This is a genomic window from Bradyrhizobium sp. 186, assembly GCF_023101685.1.
GTDB lineage: Bacteria > Pseudomonadota > Alphaproteobacteria > Rhizobiales > Xanthobacteraceae > Bradyrhizobium.
Map to the genome: position 1 here is coordinate 919,262 of NZ_CP082164.1, position 21,736 is coordinate 940,997.

A 21,736-nucleotide genomic window follows, 5' to 3' on the forward strand; every position below is an offset into this window, starting at 1 on the left:
CACTCTCTCATGTATGCTTACGACGAAATCGACCGCACGCTCGTCAACGAGCGCGTCTCGGAGTTCCGCGACCAGGTGAAGCGGCGCCTCTCCGGCGAGCTCACCGAGGACGAGTTCAAGATCCTGCGCCTGCAGAACGGCGTCTATCTGCAGCTGCACGCCTACATGTTCCGTGTCGCGATCCCCTACGGCACGCTGGCGTCGAACCAGTTGCGGCAGCTTGCCCATGTCGCGCGCAAATACGATCGGGGCTACGGCCATTTCACCACGCGGCAGAACATCCAGTTCAACTGGATCAAGCTTGCCGAACTGCCGGATGCGCTGGCCGATCTCGCCGAGGTCGGCATCCACGCAATGCAGACCTCCGGCAACAACATGCGCAACGTCACCTCGGACCAGTGGGCCGGCGTCGCGCCCGGCGAGATCGAGGACCCGCGCATCTGGTCGGAGCTGATCCGCCAGCACACCACGCTGCATCCGGAATTCTCCTTCCTGCCGCGCAAGTTCAAGATCGCGATCACCGCGTCGGATCACGATCGCGCCGCGATCAAGATCCACGACATTGGCCTCAGGCTGATCAAGAACGAGAAGGCCGAAACCGGCTTCGAGGTGCTGGTCGGCGGCGGCCTCGGCCGTACTCCGTTCATCGCCAAGACCATCAAGCATTTCGTCCATGGCCGCGACATCCTCAGCTATATCGAGGCTATCTTACGCGTCTACAACCAGTACGGCCGCCGCGACAACATCTACAAGGCGCGCATCAAGATCCTGGTGCACGAGCTCGGCATCGAGAAATTCTCCCGCGAGGTCGAGGATGAGTGGCAGCATATCCAAAACTCCTCGCTTCAGATCGACGACGAGGTGATCGAGGACATTCGCTCGCGTTTCACCTATCCGGCTTACGAGAAGCTGCCGCACATGCCGGACGAGCTGCGTCAGGCCGCGGCCGATGCCGACTTCGAAGCGTGGCGCAAGAACTCGGTGGCCCCGCACAAGAACCAGGGTTATTCCATCGTCACGATCTCGCTGAAGCCGATCGGTGCGCCTCCAGGCGACGCCACGGCCGAGCAGATGGACGCGCTGGCCGATCTCGCCGACAAATACTCCTTCGGCGAGATCCGCGTCGGCCACGAGCAGAATTTGGCGTTGCCGCATGTTGCCAAGCGCGACCTGCCGGCGCTGTGGAAGGCGCTCGACAAGCTCGGCCTTGCGACGCCGAACGTCAATCTGATCACGGACATCATCGCCTGCCCGGGGCTCGACTACTGCTCGCTGGCAAATGCGCGCTCGATTCCGATCGCTCAGGAATTGACGCGGCGCTTCGCCAATCACGAGCTCGCCAATTTGATCGGCCGGTTGCACATCAACATCTCCGGCTGCATCAATGCCTGCGGCCATCACCATGTCGGCCATATCGGCATTCTCGGTGTCGAGAAGAACGGCGAGGAGGTCTATCAGATCACCATCGGCGGCCGCGCCGACGAGAATGCTGCGCTCGGCAATCTGATCGGCCCCGGCGTGAAGTTCGACGAGGTTGCCGACGTCGTCGAGGACATCGTGGAATCCTATCTGGCATTGCGCGAACGGCCCGAAGAGCTTTTCATGGACACGGTGAAGCGCCTCGGCGTCGAGCCCTTCAAGGAGCGCGTCTATGCCACTCGTTAATGGCGGAAAGATCGTCGACGACAGCTTCGTCAAGCTCGCCGTCGATACGCCGCTGCCCGAGGGCGGCGACATCCTGGTGCCGGCCGAGCGCTTCCTGAGCGATGCGGAAGCGTTGCTCGCGCGCGGCGGCAAGGTCGGCGTGATCTGGCCGAACAATCGCGACATCGGCGAGCTGGCGCCGTATCTCGGAAAACTCGCCGCCGTCGCGCTGGTGTTCCCGACCTTCCGCGATGGGCGCGCCTATAGTCAGGCGCGGCTGCTGCGCGAGCGCTACAATTATCGCGGCGATTTGCGTGCCACCGGCCAGGTGCTGCGTGACCAGTTCGTGTTCATGCTGCGCGCCGGCTTCGATTCCTTCGAGGTCAAGAAGCAGGCCGATGCGGAAGCGTTCATGCAGACCGCGAAGCGCTATTCGGTGTTCTACCAGCCGACCGGCGACGGCCGCATCACGGCGCTGCACCGGCGCATGCAGTTGCGTCACTCCGAAGGTGTCGGCACGTGAACGCAATCGCACCTCAGGTTTCATCGGTCTCTGAGCTGCCCTCGGCGGAGGAGCTCGACCACGCGTTGCGCGATGCCTCGCCCGCGGAAGTCATCGCTGCGGCCCTGAAGGCGGTCGGCCGCGACAAGCTTGCACTGGTGTCGTCCTTCGGCACGGAATCGGCGACGCTGCTCAAGGTCATGGCGGATGTCGATCCGGCGATCCCCGTGGTGTTCCTCGACACCGGCTGGCTGTTCGAGGAGACGCTGGCCTATCGCGACACGCTGATCGCGACGCTGGGGTTGAAGGACGTCCGCTCAATCAAGCCGGCCGAGCAGACGCTGTCGCGCGAAGATCCCGACCGCGATCTGTGGTTCTCCGATCCCGACGCCTGCTGTCGCATCCGTAAAGTGGAGCCGCTGGCGCGCGCGCTCAAGCCGTTCGCGGCCTGGATCAACGGCCGTAAACGCTTCCAGGGTAACGCGCGCGCCGACATTCCGGTCGTCGAGGACGACGGCGTGCGATTGAAATTCAATCCCTTCGCCAATGTCTCGCGCGAGGAGATCGAGGCGATTTTCGTCCGCGCCAAATTGCCGCGTCATCCACTGACGGAGTCTGGTTTCCTGTCGGTTGGGTGTATGCCTTGCACGAGCAGAACGGCCGAAGGCGAGGATGAGCGCGCCGGTCGGTGGCGCGGCCGGGCCAAGACAGAATGCGGCATTCACACGATGAAGACTTCGTAGCACAGTCAGGCTGTCGCGCCGCGAACAAGAAAATCCGGTTCCGTTGACTTAGGAGCGTTTCGACCCGAGTTATGCCCGCATGCCATCGATGACGCCGATGTCGTCGAGGTGAATGGAGATGGACATGATGCGCCGTATCGTCCCGCTCGCGGCAGGCCTGCTCTGGGCGGGCTTCTGGGCAAGCTCGGTTTTCGCTGCTGATATCAATCTTCTGAACGTGTCGTACGATCCGACCCGCGAACTCTATGCCGAGTTCAACAAGGCGTTCGCGAGCGCCTATCAGAAGGAGACCGGCAAGAGCGTCGAGATCAAGCAGTCGCATGGCGGCAGTGGCTCGCAGGCGCGTGCGGTGATCGACGGATTGCAGGCCGATGTGGTGACGCTCGCGCTTGCCTATGACATCGATGCCATCGCCGCGAAGGGCCTCACCACGGCCGACTGGCAGAAGCGGCTGCCGCAGAATTCATCGCCCTATACCTCGACCATCGTGTTCCTGGTGCGCAAGGGCAATCCCAAGGGCATCAAGGATTGGGACGACCTGCTCAAGCCCGGCGTCGCGGTGATCACGCCGAACCCGAAGACCTCGGGCGGTGCGCGCTGGAACTATCTGGCCGCCTGGGGCTATGCCCAGAAGAAGCTCGGCTCGGCCGACAAGGCCAAGGACTTCATCGCAAAACTCTATCAGCAGGTGCCGGTGCTCGACACCGGTGCGCGCGGTGCGACCGTGACCTTCGTCGAGCGCGGCGTCGGCGACGTCCTGCTCGCCTGGGAGAATGAGGCGTTCCTCGCCCTGAAGGAGTTCGGACCGGAGAAATTCGAGATCGTGGCGCCGCCGCAATCGATTTTGGCCGAGCCGCCGGTGACGATCGTCGACAAGGTTGCCGATAAAAAGGGCACCCGCAACGCCGCCGATGCCTACCTTCAATATTGGTATACCAAGGAAGGTCAGGAGATCGCCGCGCGCAATTTCTACCGTCCGCGCGATCCCGAGATCGCCAAGAAATATGCAAACTCCTTCGCCAAGGTCGAGCTGTTCACGATCGACGAATTGTTCGGGGGCTGGACAAAGGCGCAGAAGGAACATTTTGCCGACGGCGGCGTCTTTGATCAGATCTACAAGAACTGATCGGGCGCTGTCGGAGGGGCTTTAGCAGGGGGCGTGGTGAGCGCAATCGCAGCACGACGCCGGACATTGCCGGGCTTCGGTCTCACGATGGGACTGACGCTTTCCTGGCTGTCCGTCATCATCCTGATTCCGCTCGCCGGCCTGTTCCTGAAATCGTTTGAGCTGAGCCCCGAACAGTTCTGGGCCATCCTCTCCAGTCGCCGCACCTTGAACGCGCTCAGGGTCTCCTTCGGCCTCGCCTTCGCGGCGGCCTGCGTCAATTTGGTGATGGGCAGCATCATCGTCTGGGCTCTGGTGCGCTACCGCTTCCCCGGCCGCCGCATGTTCGATGCCATTGTCGACGTACCTTTTGCGCTGCCGACCGCCGTTGCCGGCGTCGCGCTGACCGCGCTGTTCGCCGAGAAGGGCTGGCTCGGCGCGCCGCTGGCGGCGCTCGGCATCAAGGTGGCGTTCACGCCGCTCGGCATCTTCGTCGCCATGATCTTTATCGGCATCCCCTTCGTTGTGCGCACGGTGCAGCCCGTGCTGCAAGACCTCGATCCCGAGATTGAAGAAGCCGCTGGCAGTCTCGGCGCCAGCCGCTGGCAGACCATCATTCGCGTGATCCTGCCTTCGCTCGCGCCGGCGCTGCTCACGGGACTCGCGCTCGCCTTCGCCCGCGCGGTCGGTGAATACGGTTCGGTGATCTTTATCGCCGGTAATTTGCCGAACGTTTCCGAGATCGCGCCACTCCTGATCGTGATCCGGCTCTCCGAATTCCGCTATGCCGACGCGACCGCGATCGCGGTCGTCATGCTCGTCGTGTCGTTCGTGATCATCTTCGCGGTCAATCGGCTCCAGCGCTGGGCGCAGAGCCGGATCCCGGCGCGTTGAGGTCGGATGCGATGACGATGCAGATCGCAGATTCCGTTTCGCTCTCGTCGCCGGATGCGAAGGCGCGCGCGCATGCGGCGGCCGCGCGCGACAACCTTCGCACCGAGCCGAGGGCGGTGCGTATCACCATCATCGCGCTGGCGGTGCTGTTCCTCAGCGTCTTTGTCGTGCTGCCGTTGGTGGTCGTGTTCGCGCAAGCCTTCTCGAAGGGCGTCCTTGCCTATCTCGCGGCGCTCGCCGAGCCGGAGGCGTTGTCCGCGATCAAGCTGACGCTGCTGGTGGCGGCGATCTCGGTCGGCCTCAATCTCGTGTTCGGCCTGGTCGCGGCCTGGGCTATCGCCAAGTTCGAGTTCAAGGGCAAGACCTTCCTGATCACGCTGATCGACCTGCCGTTCTCGGTGAGCCCGGTGATCTCGGGCCTCGTCTTCGTGTTGCTGTTCGGCGCGCAGGGTTACTTTGGCGGCTGGCTGCGCGATCACGACATCCAGATCCTGTTCGCGGTGCCCGGCATTGCGCTGGCAACCACCTTCGTGACCTTTCCCTTCGTCGCGCGCGCGCTGATTCCCCTGATGCAGGAGCAGGGGACGCAGGAAGAGGAGGCCGCGATCTCGCTCGGCGCCTCCGGACTTCAGACCTTCTTCCGCGTCACGCTGCCCAACATCAAATGGGGCGTGCTCTACGGCGTGCTGCTCTGCAACGCGCGCGCCATGGGCGAGTTCGGCGCGGTCTCCGTCGTCTCCGGCCACATCCGCGGCGAGACCAACACCATGCCGCTGCTGGTCGAGATCCTCTACAACGAATACCAGTTCGTCGCCGCATTCGCGATCGCCTCGCTGCTCGCGACGCTGGCGCTGATCACGCTGATCGCAAAGACCGTTCTCGAACGTCATCTCGACGAAGGACACGACGCCCGTGACCATTGAAGTCAGGAATCTTGTCAAGAAATTCGGCAGCTTTGCAGCCCTCGACGGCGTCGACCTCAAGGTCGACAACGGCGAACTGCTGGCGCTGCTCGGGCCGTCCGGCTCGGGCAAGACCACGCTGCTGCGGATCATCGCGGGGCTCGACTGGCCCGATTCCGGTGAGGTCGCCTTCAATGGCGAGGATGCGCTGGCGCAAGGCGCGCGCGAGCGTCATGTCGGCTTCGTGTTCCAGCACTACGCGTTGTTCCGTCATATGACGGTGTTCGAGAACGTCGCCTTCGGCCTCCGCGTGCAGCCGCGCGCGGTCCGGAAGGAAGAGGCGGCGATCCGCGCGCGGGTCAAGGAGTTGCTCGATCTCGTGCAGCTCGACTGGCTCGCCGACCGCTATCCAAGCCAGCTCTCCGGCGGTCAGCGCCAGCGCATCGCGCTGGCCCGTGCGCTCGCGATCGAGCCGCGCATCCTGCTGCTCGACGAGCCGTTCGGCGCGCTCGATGCCAAGGTGCGAAAAGAGCTGCGTAAATGGCTGCGCTCACTGCATCACGAGATCAACGTCACCTCGATCTTCGTCACCCATGACCAGGAGGAGGCGCTGGAAGTCGCCAACCGTGTCGTGGTGATGGACAAGGGCAAGATCGAGCAGATCGGCTCGCCCGAGGACGTCTATGAAAGCCCGGCGACGGCCTTCGTCCACGGCTTCATCGGCGAATCCATCGAGCTTCCGGTCCATGTTGCCGACGGCGCGGTCCGGCTCGGTGACCGGCCGCTCGCTCTTGCGGTAGATGGGCTTACGCCTGGCGCGTCAAAACTATTCGTGCGGCGACATGACATGCTGGTCGGCCCGCCCGGCAGCGGCGCCTTCGAGGGCTCCGTGCAGCACGTCCGGAATTTCGGGCCGGTGCAGCGGGCCGAGGTCGCGTTGTCCGGCGGCGAAACCATTGAGATCGACGCCCCCCGCAACAAGGAACTGCGCGCCGGCGACACGGTCGGGCTCCAGCCGCGGCGCTACCGGATATTTGCGGGCTAGGGGAGGCTGTCATTCCGGGATGGTCCAAAGGACCAGACCCGGAATCTCGAGATTCCGGGTTCAGTGCTGCGCACTGCCCCGGAACGACTTGCGTCGATTTTCCGCAAAATTCACCTTTCAGCCACGGTTGGTATGCAACAACGGCCCCTCATTTGGGGGCTCCGATTCATGCGCGCTGCGGCCGCGATACTCATCACTTTGCTGCTTGCCGGCTGTGCCGGCAACGAAGCGCCGGTCCAGCAGCCGTCCATGTATGCCGACATGGCGGTCCCGGGCTCGAAGCTTGATGCGCAGGCCGCCGCGGTGATGATCTCGCAATACCGCCAGAACAACAGCCTCGGCACCGTCGTCATCGATCCCGAGTTGATGTTGCTCGCGGAATCCCAGTCCCAGGCCATGGCAGCCGCCAACAAGATGGACCATGACGTCCGCGCGCCCTTGGCCAAGCGGCTCAGTGCCGGCGGCTATCCGGCGAGCGTGGCGGTCGAGAACGTCTCGGCCGGCTATCATACGCTGGCGGAAGCGTTTTCCGGCTGGCGCGACTCGCCCCCGCACCGGGCCAACATGCTCAAGAGCGGTGTCACAAAATTGGGCATAGCGGCGGGCTATGCTCCAGGCACCAAGTACAAGGTGTTCTGGACCATGATCCTGGCGTCGACGGACCCTCGATAAGCCAGACTTGATCCCGGGATGCATTGACGCCGCGGCGAACTGTCGCCACGGTTGCTCGCCATCTGCTATTGTTCCCGCATGACCGATCACACCAGTCCGGAATCCGCCAGCGTCCCCGCGAATGCGCAACGTGTCCTGGTGTTGCAGGGCGGCGGCGCGCTCGGCTCCTATCAGGCCGGCGGCTATCAGGCCCTGTGCGGCTATGGCTTCGAGCCCGAATGGGTCGCCGGCATCTCGATCGGCGCGGTCAACGCCGCCATCATCGCCGGCAATGAGGGCCACACCCGCGTCAAGCGGCTCAAAGAATTCTGGGAGATGGTCTCGGCGCCGGTGCCCTGGAAGCCGATCGGCAAGAGCGAACACAGCCGCGAGCTGTTCAATTCAACCAGCGCCGCGCTGATTGCGACCTTCGGCGTGCCCGGCTTCTTCACGCCGCGCATTCCGCCCGCGCCGCTCTGGCCGCCCGGCCATCCGGAAGCGGAAAGCTATTACGACACCGCGCCGCTGAAGAAGACGCTGGAGCGGCTGGTTGATTTCGACCGCATCAACGATCTGAAGACACGCCTGTCCGTCGGCGCCGTCGGCGTCACCTCGGGCAACTTCAAATATTTCGACAATTTCGAGTTCAAGAAGCTCGGCAAGAAGATCGGCCCCGAGCACATCATGGCCTCCGGCGCGCTGCCGCCCGGCTTTCCGTCCGTCGTCATCGACGGCGAGCATTATTGGGACGGCGGCATCGCCTCCAACACGCCGCTCGACTACGTGCTGGATGCGGAGCTCGACCGCGACCTGTTGATCTTCCAGGTCGATCTGTTCAGCGCGCGCGGCGATTTACCGACATCGCTGCTCGAGGCCGCCGAGCGCGAGAAGGACATCCGTTTTTCCAGCCGCACGCGGATGAACACCGACAAGAACAAGCAGTTGCACAATGCCCGCAGGGCCGTGCGCGACCTGATCGGTAAATTGCCGGATTATCTGAAGAACGATCCGTCCGTCGAATACCTCGCCAAGGCATCGCGCGAAAGCACCGTGACCGTGGTGCACCTGATCTATCGCAGCAAGAACTACGAATCCTCGTCCAAGGATTACGATTTCTCGCATGTCGGCATGGTCGAGCATTGGGAAGCCGGGGTGCACGACGTCCACCTGTCGATGCGCCACAAGGACTGGCTCGAGCGGCCGCAGTCCGGCGAGACCATGGTGACCTACGATCTCACGGGGGACGTCACCGCGCCCCCGCCAAAAAGGAGCTGATAATATGGGTAGTCTGTCAGGCAAGAACGCCGTCGTGACCGGTTCGACCAGCGGCATCGGGCTCGCCTATGCGCGCGCCTTCGCCGGCGCCGGCGCCAACGTCGTCATCAACGGCTTCGGCTCTCCTGAAGACATCGAGAAGGAACGCGCGAAAATCGAGTCCGACTTCAAGGTGAAGGCGATCTACTCGCCCGCCGACATGACCAAGCCTGCGGAAATCGCCGGGATGATCGCGCTTGGCGAGAAGACCTTCGGCTCGGTCGATGTTCTCGTCAATAACGCCGGCATCCAGTTCGTCTCGCCGATCGAGGAATTTCCGCTGGAAAAGTGGGACCAGATCATCGCGATCAACCTGTCCTCGGCCTTCCATGCCATCCGCGCCGCGGTCCCCGGTATGAAGAAGAGGGGCTGGGGCCGCATCATCAACACGGCGTCGGCGCACTCGCTGGTCGCCTCGCCCTTCAAGTCGGCCTACGTCTCGGCCAAGCACGGCATCGCCGGTCTGACCAAGACCGTGGCGCTGGAAGTGGCCACCAACAAGATCACCTGCAACTGCATCAGCCCGGGCTATGTCTGGACGCCGCTGGTGGAGAAGCAGATCCCCGATACGATGAAGGCGCGCAGCCTCACGCGTGAGCAGGTCATCAACGACGTGCTGCTCGACGCGCAGCCGACCAAGGAGTTCGTCACCTCCGAGCAGGTCGCCGCGCTGGCGCTGTTCCTGTGCAGCGACGATGCCGCGCAGATCACCGGCACCAACCTGTCGATCGACGGCGGCTGGACCGCGGAGTAGTCGACGTTATTTCAACTGGCTCTTTGTCATGCCCCGCCACCGGGTCTCGCCTTCGGCGAGCCCGATGACTGGCTCCGGCGGGGCATCCAGTATGCCGCGGCCCATCGATTCAAACACAGCCGCCTCGGAGTACTGGATCGCCCGGTCCCGGCGCTGCCAAGGCTACGCCGGGCCACAAGGGTGCTCGGCCGCCGAAGCTTTAGCGAAGGCGGCAAGCCGGGCGATGACTGAGAGAAGGTGCGGGCTTTCGTTCAATGGCTCCAGGCCAGAGCCGTCACGATGGCGGATGACAGGTTCAATTCCGTGAACATGATCTTGCCGGCGACCACGAAGAGGACGCTGGCGAGCGTCAGGCGCAGCACCGTTTCGGGAACGCGCGTGGCGCTGTAGCTGCCGACGATGATGCCTGGCAGCGAGCCCAGCAGCAGCACGCCCATCAGAGCCCAATCCACGTCGCCAAGCGCCCAATGTCCGGTCCCTGCGAGCAGCGTCAGCGGCACCGCGTGCGCGATGTCGGAGCCCACGATGGTCGCCATCGGCAGGCGCGGGTAGAGCAGCAGCAGCACGGTCACGCCGACCGCGCCGGCACCGACGGACGAAATTGACACCAGCACACCGAGCACGGCGCCTGTGGCCACGGTCGCAATCGCGGTTGTACGGTCGTCCACGCGCTCCAGTTTGCTGCGGTAGCGCTCCATGATCGCCTTGCGGAAGATCAGCGAGGTCGCGGTCAGTATCAGCGCAAAGCACAACACCAGATTGATCAGGCTGCGCTCGGCATCGCTCTGGAGATCGAGCTTCCAGAGCACGAGCAGCGTCAGAGCGCTTGCCGGAATGCTGCCGCAGGCAAGCCGCAGTACCGCTGGCCAGTGCACGCTACGCGACCAGCCATGGACCATGCTGCCACCGGTCTTGGTCGCGGCGGCATAGAGCAAGTCAGTCCCGACGGCCGTCGATGGATGGACGCCGAACAGCAGGATCAGGAGCGGCGTCATCAGTGACCCGCCACCCACGCCGGTCATGCCCACAAGCAGGCCGACGCCGAATCCCGAGGCGACGTAGAGCGGATCAATCATGTCAGCGGAAATCTTAGGTTCATCTTGTCAGTCAGACAATACGACGTAGAATAAAATTTCCCTGCGGCGCAACCGTTTGAACCAAATAAGAAAAATCATGCTGTAGAAGTGGGCCTAGATAGCCGATTTTCTGCTTTCGCGAGCCGTCCGCGAGATCGCTGTTCCCCGCAGGCCGGCCGCACGGCCTATTTGCCAAACGCCAGCACGTGCAATCCCAGCCGCTGTCGCACGATCCAGAACAGCAGCACCGTCTCGAAGCTGAGCGAGATCGAGGTCGCGGCCGCGGCGCCGTGGCCGCCGAAGCGCGGCACCAGCGCGATGCAGAGCACGAGGTTCATCAGGAAGGCCAGTGCATAGGCCAGCGCGCAGATCTTCTGCTGGCCCAGCATGTTGAGCAGGCGTTCGACCGGGCCGATCGCGGCGCGCACCACGAGCCCGATGGCGGCGACGAACATGATGTCGTAGCCGACCACGAATTGCGGCCCGAACAGCCAGAGCAGCGGCTTGCCGAGCGCAAGCAGCACCATGGTCGCGGCCAGCGACGGCCAGAACGTCCAGTTGATGGCGTGCGCCACATAGGCGGACAGGCGCGCCTTGTCGCCGAGCGCGTTGTATTCGGCAAAGCGGTGCGCCGTCGTCGCCGACATCGCGTAGTGTATGAACGAGACCAGCGCCAGCGTCTTGACCACTGCGAAGTAGACGCCGACCTCGTCGGACGGGCGAAATTGCTGAAGCACCAGCACGTCGGTGTAGGAGAGCAGCAGGTAAAAACTCTCGACCAACAGGATCGGTAGCGAGACGGCGAGCCAGCCGCTGACGTCATAAGCCTTGGGGCCGGGCTCGATGTGGTCGGCGAGCTTGCGGTTCAGCACCACCATCTGGCCTGTCATCGCGATCCAGACTGCGCCAGCGCTCGCCACCATCGCAGCGACAGCGCCGAGATGGTAGCCGAGCAGGAAGGCGCAGGCCGTAATGCCGATAATCAGCGCCTGGCGGATGATGAATTGCGGCATCAGTCCGAGCTGCATCCAGTCGTGCGAGCGGGCGATGCCGTCCTGGGTGTTGGCGACGACGAAGGCGGGCAGCGTCATGCAGCCGATATAGAGCGGCAGCTCCTCGGCCGGATCGATCCACGGCGACAGCAGCTTGACGATGCCGGCGAGGGCGAGCGACACCAGCGTGGAAACTGCAAAGGTCAGCCAGCGGCTGCCGGAGAGAAAGCCCCGCAGCAGCGCATGCTCGCCGCTGGCGCGGTACTCCGGGATGATCTTCTGCGCGGAAGCCGAGATGCCGAAATCCATCATGCTGCCGAGCAGCAGCACCCAGGTCCAGACATAGACATAAATGCCGTAGTCGGACGTGCCCATCCAGCGTGCGAGCAGAACCTGCGAGAAATAGGCAAGGCCTGCACTGATCACGCGGATGATGAAGATGGTGCCGGCCAGCCGCCGCGTCAGCGACGCTTCGCTCGACCCGCCCGTCAACTTGCCGCGCAGCCGCGCGATCAGCCCGGCCGGTACGGTCGTTGCGGGTTCTGAATCCATCACGGCCACGTCGAAAAACCCCAGGGCGTCCCGCATGCAGCGGCAGCGTTCGGGATTAGCAACCATTCGTTAAGATTCGGTTGGGTGTTTGCCCCAATCGCGCTGTCGTCCCGGATCTGCGCGCGCCTGTGGCGCACTTGTCCGGGACGACAGCTGAGAGTAGGCGACACCAATGCAACCTACTCGCCGTCGTCTACTTTCGCCGGGACGACGACGACCGGTCACTCCAAATTCGTATTGAACTCGTACGACTTCTCCGGCCCGACCAGCGTGAACTTCAGCGCCGCGCCGTCGGGCTTGGCGCCCGGCGGCAGTCCGTCGAGCTCGAAGGAGAAACGCTTGACGCCGGGCGGGCTGTGCTCGACCGGCGCGGGGATCGGCAGCGACCAATCGAGTGTCGGCCCTTCCACGAACAAATTGACGTTGCGGCTATCCGGCGCGACCACGTCGACGATCACCTTTTTGGCGCCGTCGCGCTTGACGTCGCGGATGGTCAGCGGATTGGGATCGCCGACATTGGCGGGCTTGGGCACGGTGTCGAGTGCCGCAAACAAATTGGCGTCCTCGGTCGAGGCGACGCTGTTGAAGCCGAGCTCGGCGCTGGCCTCGACGGGAATGCAGAGTTTTTCACACACCGCGTAGTTGATCTCGGCGCGCAGTGTCACCGGCTTGTCGGCCGCCTTGGCGACGATGCGCAGGGGCAGCACGATCTTGTTGTGATAGCCGATCGAATGGCCGCCCGCGCCGTCGTCGAATTTCAGCGGCGCCGGCCACAATACCGTCACTGCCTCGACATTGTCCGACTTCGAGAAGTCGAACCGCGGTGGAACGCCGGAATCGCCGGGCGTCCGCCAGTAGGTCTTCCATCCCTGCTGCAGCTCGAAGGCGATGCCGCCGAGCAGGACCGCGCCGCTCCGCGAACCGGCCAGCAGCTGCACTGCGGAATGTCCGTCGCGCTGCCAGGGCGAAGAGTCGCCGGCACGGGCCGCCATCGCCAGCGACGACGCAAGCAGGGTTGTCGCGACGCCAATCGCCGCACGCATTGGAACTCTGGTGAGCATGGTACGTCTTTACAGGGTCCCCCGAGGGCAAACCATTGAATTGCTTGTGATGGATGCACTGGAATCGGGTCGCCGCAAGCCTTGATTTGACAGCGGCCAGGCCCGACATCAGGATAGGAATTGAAACCGGAGTGCTTCAGCGATGGCTTCCGCAGGCAAGACGACTGGCGACAGCACCCGGAGCGCGGGCCCGGCGCCACCCAGCTCGGCCGGATATCTCGACGGCCGGCTCCTGATCGCGATGCCCGTGATGGGTGATTCCCGCTTCGAACGCTCGGTGATCTATCTCTGCGCCCATTCGGCGGAAGGCGCGATGGGTATCATCGTCAATCATCCGGCCGGCAGCATCGACTTTCCCGAGCTCCTCATGCAGCTCGGCATCATCAATAAGGGCGAGCACATCAAGCTGCCGGAAAACGCCGAAAGCATGAAGGTGCTGCGCGGCGGCCCGGTCGATACCGGGCGCGGCTTCGTGCTGCATTCCAGCGATTTCTACATCGAGAACGCGACGCTCAGGATCGACGACGGCGTCTGCCTGACCGCGACCGTCGACATCTTGCGGGCGATTGCCAAGGGCTCCGGGCCGAAGCACGCCATCCTTGCGCTGGGCTATGCCGGCTGGGCGCCGGGCCAGCTGGAGACCGAGATCCAGAGCAATGGCTGGCTGCATTGCGATGCGGACGTGGATTTGATCTTCGGCGACGACGTCGACGACAAATATTCGCGCGCCCTGCGCAAGATCGGCATCGATCCCGGCATGCTCTCGAACGAGGCAGGGCACGCGTAGCGCTTGGCCGTCGTCCTGGCGAAGGCCAGGACCCATTACCCCAGGGAGTGGTTTGAGGCAGGCTGGTAACCGCCAGTCTTCGCCAAACATGATCCTGTGGTTATGGGTCCCGGATCTGCGCTGCGCTTGTCCGGGACGACAGCGGAGGATGAAGCCTACTCCGCCGCCTGCTGCTGCACTGTTGGCTCCGTCCCCGCCACCGTGGCGCGGCGCATGTCGCGGGGCTGGGACTGGTCGTAGCGGCGGACGCGGTGCATGGTCTGGCGGTTGTCCCACATCACGAGATCATGCAGCTTCCATTTGTGGACGTAGACGAACTCTGCATTTGTCGCGTGCTCGTTGAGATCGCGCAGCAGCAGCCGTCCCTCCGGCACGCTCATGCTGACGATCCTGCCGGCATGCGATGAGAGATAGAGCGACTTGCGGCGATGGACGGGATGGGTGCGGACCAGACGTTGCAGCACCGGCTTGAACATCTCCTTCTCGTCATCGGTATATTCGGTGAAGCCGAGCGAGCCGCGCGAATACATCAATGAGTGCTCGCAGACGAGATCCTCGAGCTCCGTCTTGGTCTCGTCGTCGAGCGCGTCATAGGCCGCGCGCATGTCGGCGAATTCGGTGTTGCCGCCCTTCGGGTTCACCACGCGCGCCGACAGCAGCGAGAATTTTGCCGGGATGGGGCGGAACGAGCTGTCGGAGTGCCAAAGGCAGTTGCCGAGATTGAACAGATGCGCGCGGCTGTCCTTCGCCAGCGGCTTGCCGTCCTTGCCGAGATTGGAGACGTCGTTGAGCCCTGAGGCGAGCCGGTAGTCCTTCTCCTTGGTGACGGTGCCGCCGCGCGCGTCCTCGCGCTGGCCGAAATTGAGCGCGAAGGCCATCTGCTGGTCGTCGGTGATGTCCTGGTCGTGGAACACCAGCACCGCATATTTGTCCATGGCGGCCTCGATCTCGCGCGCCTCGCCCTCGGTGAGAGGCTTTCGCAGGTCGAGGCCGGAAACCTCGCCGACAAAATGTTTGTGAAGCTGCCGGATGGCGACCGTCATGGCATTTCTCCCGCGAACCGCGAGCGATTGGTCCGCTCTGTTGACGAAAAGGCTACGCCCGCACTCGCCGATGTCAACGCTGGGCGCGCATGGCTCTTACGCGTTGCGGGCCATCAGGCCGCCATCGACCGGGATCACCGCGCCGGTGAGGAACGAGGCCGCGGGCAGGCACAGGCTGAGCGTCATATGCGCAACCTCTTCGGGATCGCCGTAGCGGCCCAGTGCGGTGCGGCGCTTGGCGTAGATGGTCTTGTGCTCTTCGGAGATGCGGTCGGTGATCCCGGTGCGGATCGGGCCCGGGCAAATGCAGTTGACGGTGATGCCCTCGCGGCCGAGCTCCACCGCGAGCGAGCGGGTGAAGCTAGCCACGCCGCCCTTCGCCGCCGAATAGGGGCTATGCAGCGCGGTGGCGCCGAGCGCCTCGGTCGAGGCGATGTTGACGATGCGCGGGCTCTTCGACTTGCGCAGATGAGGCAGCGCGGCACGGATGATGCGCGGATGCGCCGTCAGCATCACGGCGATGCCCTTGGCCCAGGCGTCCTCGTAGGCGTCATCGTCAATCGCAACGCGCACGGAGATCCCGGCATTGTTGACGATGATGTCGAGCCCGCCGAAATGCGCCGCGACATCGCCGACCACACGCTTGATCTCGCCGCCGTCGGCGACGTCGAGCTTCCAGGCTTTTGCCGAACCGTTGCTTGCGACGATCTCGTTCGCGACCGCTTGCGCACCTTGCTCGTCATAGTCGGTGACGGCGACGTTCGCACCTTCGGCCGCGAACACACAGGCGGTCGCGCGGCCCATGCCGCTGGCCGCGCCGGTGACGAGAACGGTCAGGCCCTTCACGGATCGGCTGAGCTGTTTGAACTCGGACATGCAGTTTCCTCAGGGCTTTTTTTTTCTTGTTGTGAGATTGACAAGGCTGGCATCGATCCGCAGACAGGTCAAACAAGCAAAACAAAACGGGAGGCCGCGATGGCGAACGAACTCGATTTCTCAGGCAAGCAGGTGCTGGTCGTCGGCGGTTCGAGCGGCATCGGCAACGGCATTGCGCAAGCCTTTCACGCCAAGGGCGCGCATGTCGCAGTTTGCGGCACGCGTGCTCACGCCGAGGACTATTCGCCGGAGGAAGGTTCTGACCTCACCGGTCTTTCCTATGCCCAGCTCGATGTCAGCAATGCCGGTGCGATCGAGGCATTCACGCCGTCCTTCGACCGCCTCGATATCTTAGTGCTCGCGCAAGGCGCGGTGCTCTACCGCCGCGGCGAATTCGAGATGGCGGGCTTTCGCAAGGTGGTCGAGATCAACCTCATGAGCCTGATGGCCTGCGCGACGCGTTTTCATTCCATGCTGCGGGATGCGAAGGGCGCGCTGATCATGGTGTCCTCGACCGCAGCCTATCATTCGACCATGGGCAATCCCGCCTACAACGCGTCGAAGACCGGCGCGGTCGGATTGACGCGGACGCTGGGCGAGGCCTGGGCCGAGGACGGCATCCGTGTCAACGGCATCGCGCCCGGCCTCGTCGATACCAAGATGACGAAGGTGACGACCGACAATCCCAAGCGGCTCGAAGGCGCGCTGTCGCGCATTCCGCTGCGGCGATTGGGCACGCCGGCTGACATGGCGGGTGCGGCGCTGTTCCTGGCGTCTCCGCTGTCGTCCTACATCGTCGGCCAGACCCTCGTGGTCGATGGCGGGCTCATTCTGTAGAGCATGATCCGGACCGAAGGGCTGCGTCAGCGCAAAGTGTGCAGCGGTTTTCCGAAAAGATCATGCTCAACCAATATGCCAAGGGAACTGCGCCGCGCCTGATCGGTTACTTGGGCTGATCCCTGAGGAGGACCATCATGGACAACGATCGGATTGTCGGATCAGCCAAGGAATTCGCCGGACGCGCGGAAGGCGCTATCGGCGATCTCGCGGACGATGCGAAGACGCAGGCGTCAGGCAAGGCGCGGGAAGCCGCAGGCACGGTGCAGAATCTCTACGGCCAGGCCAAGGATGCCGCGCGCGATGCCACTGACACTGCCGCGAGCTACGCCAAGGATGCTTACGAAGCGGGCGAAGATACATTCCGCGACGGTACGCAGGCGATCGCCCGGAAGGTGCAGGACAACCCGCTCGGCGCGCTGCTCGTTGCGGGCGGCATCGGCTTCGCGCTCGCCCTGCTGATGTCGCGGCCTTCGCGCCGCCCGCCGCCGCGCTGGCGCTATTACGGTTAGCAGCCCAACGTGTCATTCCGGGTTCGCGCTTCGCGCGCCCCGGAATGACACTTCAATTCAACGCAGAAAAAATTACCGGAACACTTCCGCCGATCGCCCGACATTGCCCGGCGGACGCGGGATCGCGGGGTTGGGGTTCGGATTGCGCGGCGCCGGCGCCAATTGACGTGGCGGTGGCGGCGGAGAGCCGAAGCCGAAGAAATCGCGCATTGATGGCGTCGCCTGTGCCGGTTGCTGCTGCACCGGAGGCCTCTTCGGCGCGAGCTTTGGCGGCGCGCTCGCTGCGGCTGCACCGGATGCATTGCCGTCAGGCGTGGTCGCCGCCATCGGCGTATCGCCCTTGGCTTGCTCGCGGCCGACTTCGCGGCGCGGCCAGGCATAATCGTCGGCGCGGCCCGCGGGCGCTGCCAGTGGCTCGCCCTTCACCATTGTCTTCGCAGCGAGCGCATCGACGGCGGCGGGACGCGAGCCCGGGCCCCCCAGCAATTTATCGGTCGAGATCGAGGCCGCAACCAGCGGCACAATCGGGCCCGCCAACGGCCGCGGCGCGGGCTTGCCGGGCTCGGCGCTGGTATCGGGGGTGGCCGGCTCGCTCGGCAGTGCGATCGGGCCGGAGCGTCCCGCGAGCAGGCGGGTGATCTCGCGCTCGACATAGTGCGCGAGCTTGCGGGCGCCGGGCTTGGTGAAATAGACGCCGTCATAGCTGCGCAGCTGGCGGATCTGGCCCTCGAAGTCCGGGCCCTTCTGGAGGAAGCGGCCGGCCTCGTCGACAAAACCGTCCCAGACATCGACATAGGTGATGCCGGCCTTGGCCGCGCCTTCGCGATAGAGCGAATCCAGGAACAGCATGTCCGCCGTCCCCTTCGGTCCGCGGATGGCGGGCAGGCCGACCCAGAGCACCGGCACGCCCTTGCTCTTGAGGACGTTGGTCAGCTCCTCGATCTTCTTGCTGTAGAGCTCGACCCAGCGGTCGTCGCGGAATTCGTAGAGGCCGTTCGGCGAGCGCGCGCTCTTTTCGGGCGCTGCGATCGGCGGCGCATCGGCGTTGTCGGCATCATCCTGCGGCAGGTCGCTGTCGGCCGGCTTGTCATCCGGCTTGGCGGCGGTGTCGGTGCCGTTCGGTTTGGCATCACCGGGCTTGGCGTCACCGGACTTGGCCTCGCCGGGCTTTCCTTGCGGCTTGGCGCGCGCGCCCTTGTCGTTCTTCTTGTCCTTGTCCGCGGCCTTGTCGGGCATGGCCTCGCGGATCGCGATGCGGTCGTTGAGGCCGAGCATGACGACGATGACGTCCGGCTTTTCGGTCTCGAGGATGCCCTTCGCAGCAGTCGCCCAGTCCGAGGGCTCGCCGCGCGGCTGATACTTGATCAGGCCGGACGTGGTCTTGTGCTTGCGGATCACGCCCATGTCGGGCTGCTCGGTGTAGGCGTCTTCCAGGCCGTAGGCGAGCCAGTCGGCCATGGCGTCGCCGATCACCAGCACGTTCTTGTCCGGGATCGCATCACGCTTGGCCGGCGCAGGCGCGCGCGAAAAATCCTGCCGCGGCGCTTGCGGCTGCTGCTGCTGGAACGGCGCGAAGAAGTCGCCGCCGAACCATCCGCCGCCGCCTCCGCCGCCCCGGGATGGTGGTGGTGGGGCCGCGCGCTGCGGCGGGCCGCCGAAGCCGGGGAAGTTGAAGAACTGCGCCGAGGCGGGCCCCGCGACCGACACCAGGATCGCAAGCGCCGTCCCCAGCGCGATCAACGGGCCGGTCTCGGTCAGCACCTTGAACAGGGACTTTGGCTTCGACATGCGATCTCGGGCACGCGCAACAGGGATCGGAACAGGCTCAATATAATAACGGAATCCGGCCGCAAACGGGCAAATTCTCTTGCAGATTCTTGACCCATACATCGAGGATCAGTCACCCCCGTCAAGGCCATCAGGCAAAATCCATGTTCAGGGTTACTTTCGGCGCGATTTTACCGTCCGCGCAGCCGTTCCAGTGCGTCGGAGGAGGCAAAACCATCCGCCGGCACCCCGATCGAGGCCTGGAAGTTGCGCAGCGCCTCCCGGGTCTGGCCGCCGAACTGGCCGTCCGGGGTGCCCTTGTAGAAGCCGCGCTGGGCCAGCAGTTGCTGCAATTCCAGCCGCTCGGTGCGGGACAGTTCCCGTTCCTGCCGCGGCCAGGGCTGAACGAAGGGTTGGCCGCCGCGCAGGCGGTCGGCGAAATGCCCGATCGCCAGCGCATAGGCTTCCGCCGGATTGTACTTCATGATGACCCGGTAATTCTGCAGCATCAGGAAGCCCGGTCCCTGCGCGCCCGCCGGCGCCAGCAGGTAGGCTTTCTCCGCCGGCTGCGGGAAGGGCTGGTTGGCTGGGCGCTTGAGGCCGAGCTTCTCCCACTGCGCGATCGTCATCGCCTTGGCGCGATCGGCCAGCATGTAATTGAAGCCTTGGGGCATCACGACCTCGTAGCCCCAGGTCTGGCCGGTCTGCCAACCGTCCTTCTTCAAATTGTTGGCGGTGGACGCGATCAGGTCGGTGGGATTGTCGACGACGTCACGCCGGCCGTCGCCGTCGCCGTCCACGGCGAAGCGCTTGAACGCGGTCGGCATGAACTGCGTCGGGCCGAAGGCGCCGGCCCAGGAGCCGCGCATCTGCTCGGGCTGCAAATCGCCGCGGTTGAGGATTTCCAGGCCTGAGAGGAATTCGTCCTTGAAATAGGCTTGGCGGCGGCCGATGCAGGCGAGCGTCGCGGTTGATTGCAGCACGCTGCGGTCGCCCATCTGCGTCGAGTAGTTGGACTCGATGCCCCAGATCGAAGCGATGATGTAGCGATCGACGCCATAGGCCTTTTCGGTGGCGTCGAACTGCGCCTTGTACTTGGCGAGGACCTCGCGGCCCTTGGCGAGACGGTTGTCGTTCACGAGGATGTCGAGATAGTCCCAGATCGACTTGGTGAACTCCGGCTGCGAATCCATCAGATCCATGATGCGCAGATCGGGTGCGAGCCCTGCGGTGAAACGCTGAAAGTTCTCCTGGGTGATGCCGCGCCGTGCGGCATCGGGCCACATCGCCGCGACGCAATTGCTGAAATTGGAAGCCGCCTCGCGGATTGCCGATGCGGTCATCAGCGGATGGCCGGACGCGCCGTCCTCGCCGCTCCAAGGTTGCGCGCCGCCGGGGCCGGGCGCAGGCTGCGAGGGGGCCTGGCTCGAGCCGGAGAAAATACCGCCGAATAAGTTCGACAGGCCGTTTTGCGCCTGGGCGCGCGCGGCGACAGGGAGCAACAGGACGGCCGCAATCATCGTTGCGCCGGTCAGAGATCCAGCGCGTTTTGCCAGCCCTGCCACTGATTGCATCATGTCCCCACCTGTCTGGCCAAAAATCCGCCTTCAGGAGGCCTCGTTACGGTTGCCAATAGCTTAACAAAGGTGAAATTTTGTGGGCGGCCTTTTTCTCATTCCCAAGGGGCAGGGCCCTACATCCGCCTTTGTTACCGGCTGCAAACCGGTTAGCAAGCTGCCATTGCTTCATTCACGCGCCTCTCAAGGTATTCGATCAATCCCATGAAAATCCGCAAAGCCGTATTTCCCGTCGCCGGCCTCGGCACCCGCGTCCTGCCCGCCACCAAGGCGATGCCGAAGGAAATGCTGACCATCGTCGACAAGCCGCTGATCCAGTACGTCTATGACGAGGCCAGGGAAGCCGGCATCGAGCATTTCATCTTCGTCACCGGCCGCAACAAAAATGTCATCGAAGATCATTTCGACCGGATGTTCGAGCTTGACGCCACGCTTGCCGCGCGCGGCAAGAAGGCCGAACAGGAAGTTCTCGCGCAGAACCAGCCCGAAGCCGGCGCCGTCAGCTTCACCCGCCAGCAGGCGCCGCTCGGCCTCGGCCATGCGGTCTGGTGCGCGCGCGACATTGTCGGCGACGAGCCGTTCGCGGTGGTGCTGCCCGACGAGCTCGTGCTCAACTCGCCCGGCTGCCTGAAGCAGATGATCGAGACTGCCGGCAAGCTTGGCGAAAAATCCAATGTCATCGCGGTCGAGGCCGTGCCCGACCATCTGACCCACCAATACGGCATCTGCGGCGTAGGCAAGCGCACCGGCAGGACGTTCGAGGTCGACGGCATGGTGGAGAAGCCGGCCAAGGGCACCGCGCCCTCCAACCTCTCGATCACCGGGCGCTACATCCTCCAGCCGGAAATCTTCAAGATCCTGGAGACCCAGGAGCGCGGCGCCGGCGGCGAAATCCAGCTCACCGACGCCATGATCGGGCTCGCCAAATCGCAGAAATTCTACGGCGTCGAGTTCGAGGGCGAGCGCCATGATTGCGGCTCCAAGCCCGGCTTCCTCCGCGCCAACATCGCCTACGGCCTGAAGCGCCCCGAGCTGCGCGACGGGCTGATCGCAGAGATGAAGAAATATCTGGGGCAGTAGAGCCTTCTCCCCCGATGTCGTC

Annotated in this window: 21 protein-coding genes; 14 read left to right on the top strand and 7 right to left on the bottom strand. The window is 64.1% G+C overall.

The annotated features are described in order from the left end of the window. Positions 1 to 9 precede the first annotated feature (9 nt). The 10 genes from IVB18_RS04150 (at position 10) to IVB18_RS04195 (ending at position 9,554) form a co-directional block, all read left to right on the top strand. Entirely contained in the window at positions 10 to 1,665 is a 1,656-nt protein-coding gene (locus IVB18_RS04150) for a nitrite/sulfite reductase (protein ID WP_247988068.1), read from the top strand. Continuing rightward, positions 1,652 to 2,167 (top strand): DUF934 domain-containing protein, encoded by a 516-nt coding sequence (locus IVB18_RS04155; protein WP_247988069.1) that lies wholly within the window; start codon positions 1,652 to 1,654, stop codon positions 2,165 to 2,167. Before IVB18_RS04150 ends, IVB18_RS04155 begins: the two co-directional genes overlap by 14 nt. Next, complete coding sequence (locus IVB18_RS04160; protein ID WP_247988070.1) at positions 2,164 to 2,889, top strand: phosphoadenylyl-sulfate reductase; 726 nt, start codon at positions 2,164 to 2,166, stop codon at positions 2,887 to 2,889. Before IVB18_RS04155 ends, IVB18_RS04160 begins: the two co-directional genes overlap by 4 nt. A gap of 124 nt (positions 2,890 to 3,013) precedes the next feature. Beyond that, complete coding sequence (locus tag IVB18_RS04165) at positions 3,014 to 4,015, top strand: sulfate ABC transporter substrate-binding protein (RefSeq protein ID WP_247988071.1); 1,002 nt, start codon at positions 3,014 to 3,016, stop codon at positions 4,013 to 4,015. Between the two features lie 36 nt (positions 4,016 to 4,051). Then, complete coding sequence (gene cysT, locus IVB18_RS04170) at positions 4,052 to 4,888, top strand: sulfate ABC transporter permease subunit CysT (protein ID WP_256476702.1); 837 nt, start codon at positions 4,052 to 4,054, stop codon at positions 4,886 to 4,888. An 11-nt stretch (positions 4,889 to 4,899) separates the two neighbouring features. After that, positions 4,900 to 5,811: a sulfate ABC transporter permease subunit CysW gene (cysW, locus tag IVB18_RS04175; RefSeq protein WP_247988072.1), complete on the top strand. Its 912-nt coding sequence runs from the start codon at positions 4,900 to 4,902 to the stop codon at positions 5,809 to 5,811. After that, a complete protein-coding gene (locus IVB18_RS04180; protein ID WP_247988073.1) occupies positions 5,801 to 6,835 on the top strand; it encodes a sulfate ABC transporter ATP-binding protein in 1,035 nt (344 codons plus the stop codon). Before cysW ends, IVB18_RS04180 begins: the two co-directional genes overlap by 11 nt. 168 nt (positions 6,836 to 7,003) lie before the next feature. Beyond that, positions 7,004 to 7,507, top strand: coding sequence for a CAP domain-containing protein (locus IVB18_RS04185; RefSeq protein WP_247988074.1), 504 nt, complete (start codon positions 7,004 to 7,006; stop codon positions 7,505 to 7,507). 78 nt (positions 7,508 to 7,585) lie between these two features. Continuing rightward, positions 7,586 to 8,761 (top strand): patatin-like phospholipase family protein, encoded by a 1,176-nt coding sequence (locus IVB18_RS04190; protein WP_247988075.1) that lies wholly within the window; start codon positions 7,586 to 7,588, stop codon positions 8,759 to 8,761. 4 nt (positions 8,762 to 8,765) lie between these two features. Next, positions 8,766 to 9,554, top strand: coding sequence for a 3-hydroxybutyrate dehydrogenase (locus tag IVB18_RS04195; RefSeq protein WP_247988076.1), 789 nt, complete (start codon positions 8,766 to 8,768; stop codon positions 9,552 to 9,554). A 251-nt stretch (positions 9,555 to 9,805) separates the two neighbouring features. Here IVB18_RS04195 and IVB18_RS04200 read toward each other — a convergent pair whose 3' ends face one another. From IVB18_RS04200 to IVB18_RS04210, 3 genes are all read right to left on the bottom strand, one after another. After that, positions 9,806 to 10,630, bottom strand: coding sequence for a sulfite exporter TauE/SafE family protein (locus IVB18_RS04200; RefSeq protein WP_247988077.1), 825 nt, complete (start codon positions 10,628 to 10,630; stop codon positions 9,806 to 9,808). 185 nt (positions 10,631 to 10,815) lie between these two features. Next, on the bottom strand, positions 10,816 to 12,183 hold the full coding sequence (locus IVB18_RS04205; protein ID WP_247991957.1) for a flippase: 1,368 nt from the start codon (positions 12,181 to 12,183) through the stop codon (positions 10,816 to 10,818). A 212-nt stretch (positions 12,184 to 12,395) separates the two neighbouring features. After that, positions 12,396 to 13,235 (bottom strand): protein-disulfide reductase DsbD domain-containing protein, encoded by an 840-nt coding sequence (locus tag IVB18_RS04210; RefSeq protein WP_247988078.1) that lies wholly within the window; start codon positions 13,233 to 13,235, stop codon positions 12,396 to 12,398. A 142-nt stretch (positions 13,236 to 13,377) separates the two neighbouring features. On the opposite strand from IVB18_RS04210, the gene IVB18_RS04215 reads away from it, so the two are divergent. Next, positions 13,378 to 14,022 (top strand): YqgE/AlgH family protein, encoded by a 645-nt coding sequence (locus IVB18_RS04215; RefSeq protein WP_247988079.1) that lies wholly within the window; start codon positions 13,378 to 13,380, stop codon positions 14,020 to 14,022. A gap of 155 nt (positions 14,023 to 14,177) precedes the next feature. Here IVB18_RS04215 and IVB18_RS04220 read toward each other — a convergent pair whose 3' ends face one another. Together IVB18_RS04220 and IVB18_RS04225 are read right to left on the bottom strand one after the other, a co-directional pair. Beyond that, entirely contained in the window at positions 14,178 to 15,065 is an 888-nt protein-coding gene (locus tag IVB18_RS04220; RefSeq protein ID WP_247988080.1) for a TauD/TfdA family dioxygenase, read from the bottom strand. 96 nt (positions 15,066 to 15,161) lie between these two features. Beyond that, positions 15,162 to 15,941: an SDR family NAD(P)-dependent oxidoreductase gene (locus tag IVB18_RS04225; protein ID WP_247988081.1), complete on the bottom strand. Its 780-nt coding sequence runs from the start codon at positions 15,939 to 15,941 to the stop codon at positions 15,162 to 15,164. Between the two features lie 99 nt (positions 15,942 to 16,040). Here IVB18_RS04225 and IVB18_RS04230 point away from each other — a divergent pair, with 99 nt between their 5' ends. Beyond that, complete coding sequence (locus IVB18_RS04230) at positions 16,041 to 16,778, top strand: SDR family oxidoreductase (protein ID WP_247988082.1); 738 nt, start codon at positions 16,041 to 16,043, stop codon at positions 16,776 to 16,778. A gap of 137 nt (positions 16,779 to 16,915) precedes the next feature. After that, positions 16,916 to 17,290: a CsbD family protein gene (locus IVB18_RS04235; protein WP_247988083.1), complete on the top strand. Its 375-nt coding sequence runs from the start codon at positions 16,916 to 16,918 to the stop codon at positions 17,288 to 17,290. A gap of 72 nt (positions 17,291 to 17,362) precedes the next feature. On the opposite strand, the gene IVB18_RS04240 is transcribed toward IVB18_RS04235, so the two are convergent. Both IVB18_RS04240 and IVB18_RS04245 read right to left on the bottom strand, forming a co-directional pair. Next, positions 17,363 to 19,078 (bottom strand): SGNH family hydrolase, encoded by a 1,716-nt coding sequence (locus tag IVB18_RS04240; protein WP_247988084.1) that lies wholly within the window; start codon positions 19,076 to 19,078, stop codon positions 17,363 to 17,365. Positions 19,079 to 19,248: 170 nt separating this feature from the next. Beyond that, positions 19,249 to 20,634, bottom strand: a complete 1,386-nt coding sequence (locus tag IVB18_RS04245; RefSeq protein ID WP_247988085.1) for a lytic murein transglycosylase — start codon at positions 20,632 to 20,634, stop codon at positions 19,249 to 19,251. Between the two features lie 204 nt (positions 20,635 to 20,838). Between IVB18_RS04245 and IVB18_RS04250 the strand changes: the two genes are divergently transcribed. Then, a complete protein-coding gene (locus IVB18_RS04250) occupies positions 20,839 to 21,714 on the top strand; it encodes a UTP--glucose-1-phosphate uridylyltransferase (RefSeq protein ID WP_247988086.1) in 876 nt (291 codons plus the stop codon). The last annotated feature ends 22 nt before the right edge of the window (positions 21,715 to 21,736 follow it).

Coding starts and splice junctions, on each gene's coding strand:
- IVB18_RS04150 (WP_247988068.1), top strand. CDS start 10: ATGTATGCTTACGACGAAATCGACCGCACGCTCGTCAACGAGCGCGTC.
- IVB18_RS04155 (WP_247988069.1), top strand. CDS start 1,652: ATGCCACTCGTTAATGGCGGAAAGATCGTCGACGACAGCTTCGTCAAG.
- IVB18_RS04165 (WP_247988071.1), top strand. CDS start 3,014: ATGATGCGCCGTATCGTCCCGCTCGCGGCAGGCCTGCTCTGGGCGGGC.
- cysW (WP_247988072.1), top strand. CDS start 4,900: ATGACGATGCAGATCGCAGATTCCGTTTCGCTCTCGTCGCCGGATGCG.
- IVB18_RS04185 (WP_247988074.1), top strand. CDS start 7,004: ATGCGCGCTGCGGCCGCGATACTCATCACTTTGCTGCTTGCCGGCTGT.
- IVB18_RS04190 (WP_247988075.1), top strand. CDS start 7,586: ATGACCGATCACACCAGTCCGGAATCCGCCAGCGTCCCCGCGAATGCG.
- IVB18_RS04195 (WP_247988076.1), top strand. CDS start 8,766: ATGGGTAGTCTGTCAGGCAAGAACGCCGTCGTGACCGGTTCGACCAGC.
- IVB18_RS04200 (WP_247988077.1), bottom strand. CDS start 10,630: ATGATTGATCCGCTCTACGTCGCCTCGGGATTCGGCGTCGGCCTGCTT.
- IVB18_RS04210 (WP_247988078.1), bottom strand. CDS start 13,235: ATGCTCACCAGAGTTCCAATGCGTGCGGCGATTGGCGTCGCGACAACC.
- IVB18_RS04215 (WP_247988079.1), top strand. CDS start 13,378: ATGGCTTCCGCAGGCAAGACGACTGGCGACAGCACCCGGAGCGCGGGC.
- IVB18_RS04220 (WP_247988080.1), bottom strand. CDS start 15,065: ATGACGGTCGCCATCCGGCAGCTTCACAAACATTTTGTCGGCGAGGTT.
- IVB18_RS04225 (WP_247988081.1), bottom strand. CDS start 15,941: ATGTCCGAGTTCAAACAGCTCAGCCGATCCGTGAAGGGCCTGACCGTT.
- IVB18_RS04230 (WP_247988082.1), top strand. CDS start 16,041: ATGGCGAACGAACTCGATTTCTCAGGCAAGCAGGTGCTGGTCGTCGGC.
- IVB18_RS04235 (WP_247988083.1), top strand. CDS start 16,916: ATGGACAACGATCGGATTGTCGGATCAGCCAAGGAATTCGCCGGACGC.
- IVB18_RS04240 (WP_247988084.1), bottom strand. CDS start 19,078: ATGTCGAAGCCAAAGTCCCTGTTCAAGGTGCTGACCGAGACCGGCCCG.
- IVB18_RS04245 (WP_247988085.1), bottom strand. CDS start 20,634: ATGATGCAATCAGTGGCAGGGCTGGCAAAACGCGCTGGATCTCTGACC.
- IVB18_RS04250 (WP_247988086.1), top strand. CDS start 20,839: ATGAAAATCCGCAAAGCCGTATTTCCCGTCGCCGGCCTCGGCACCCGC.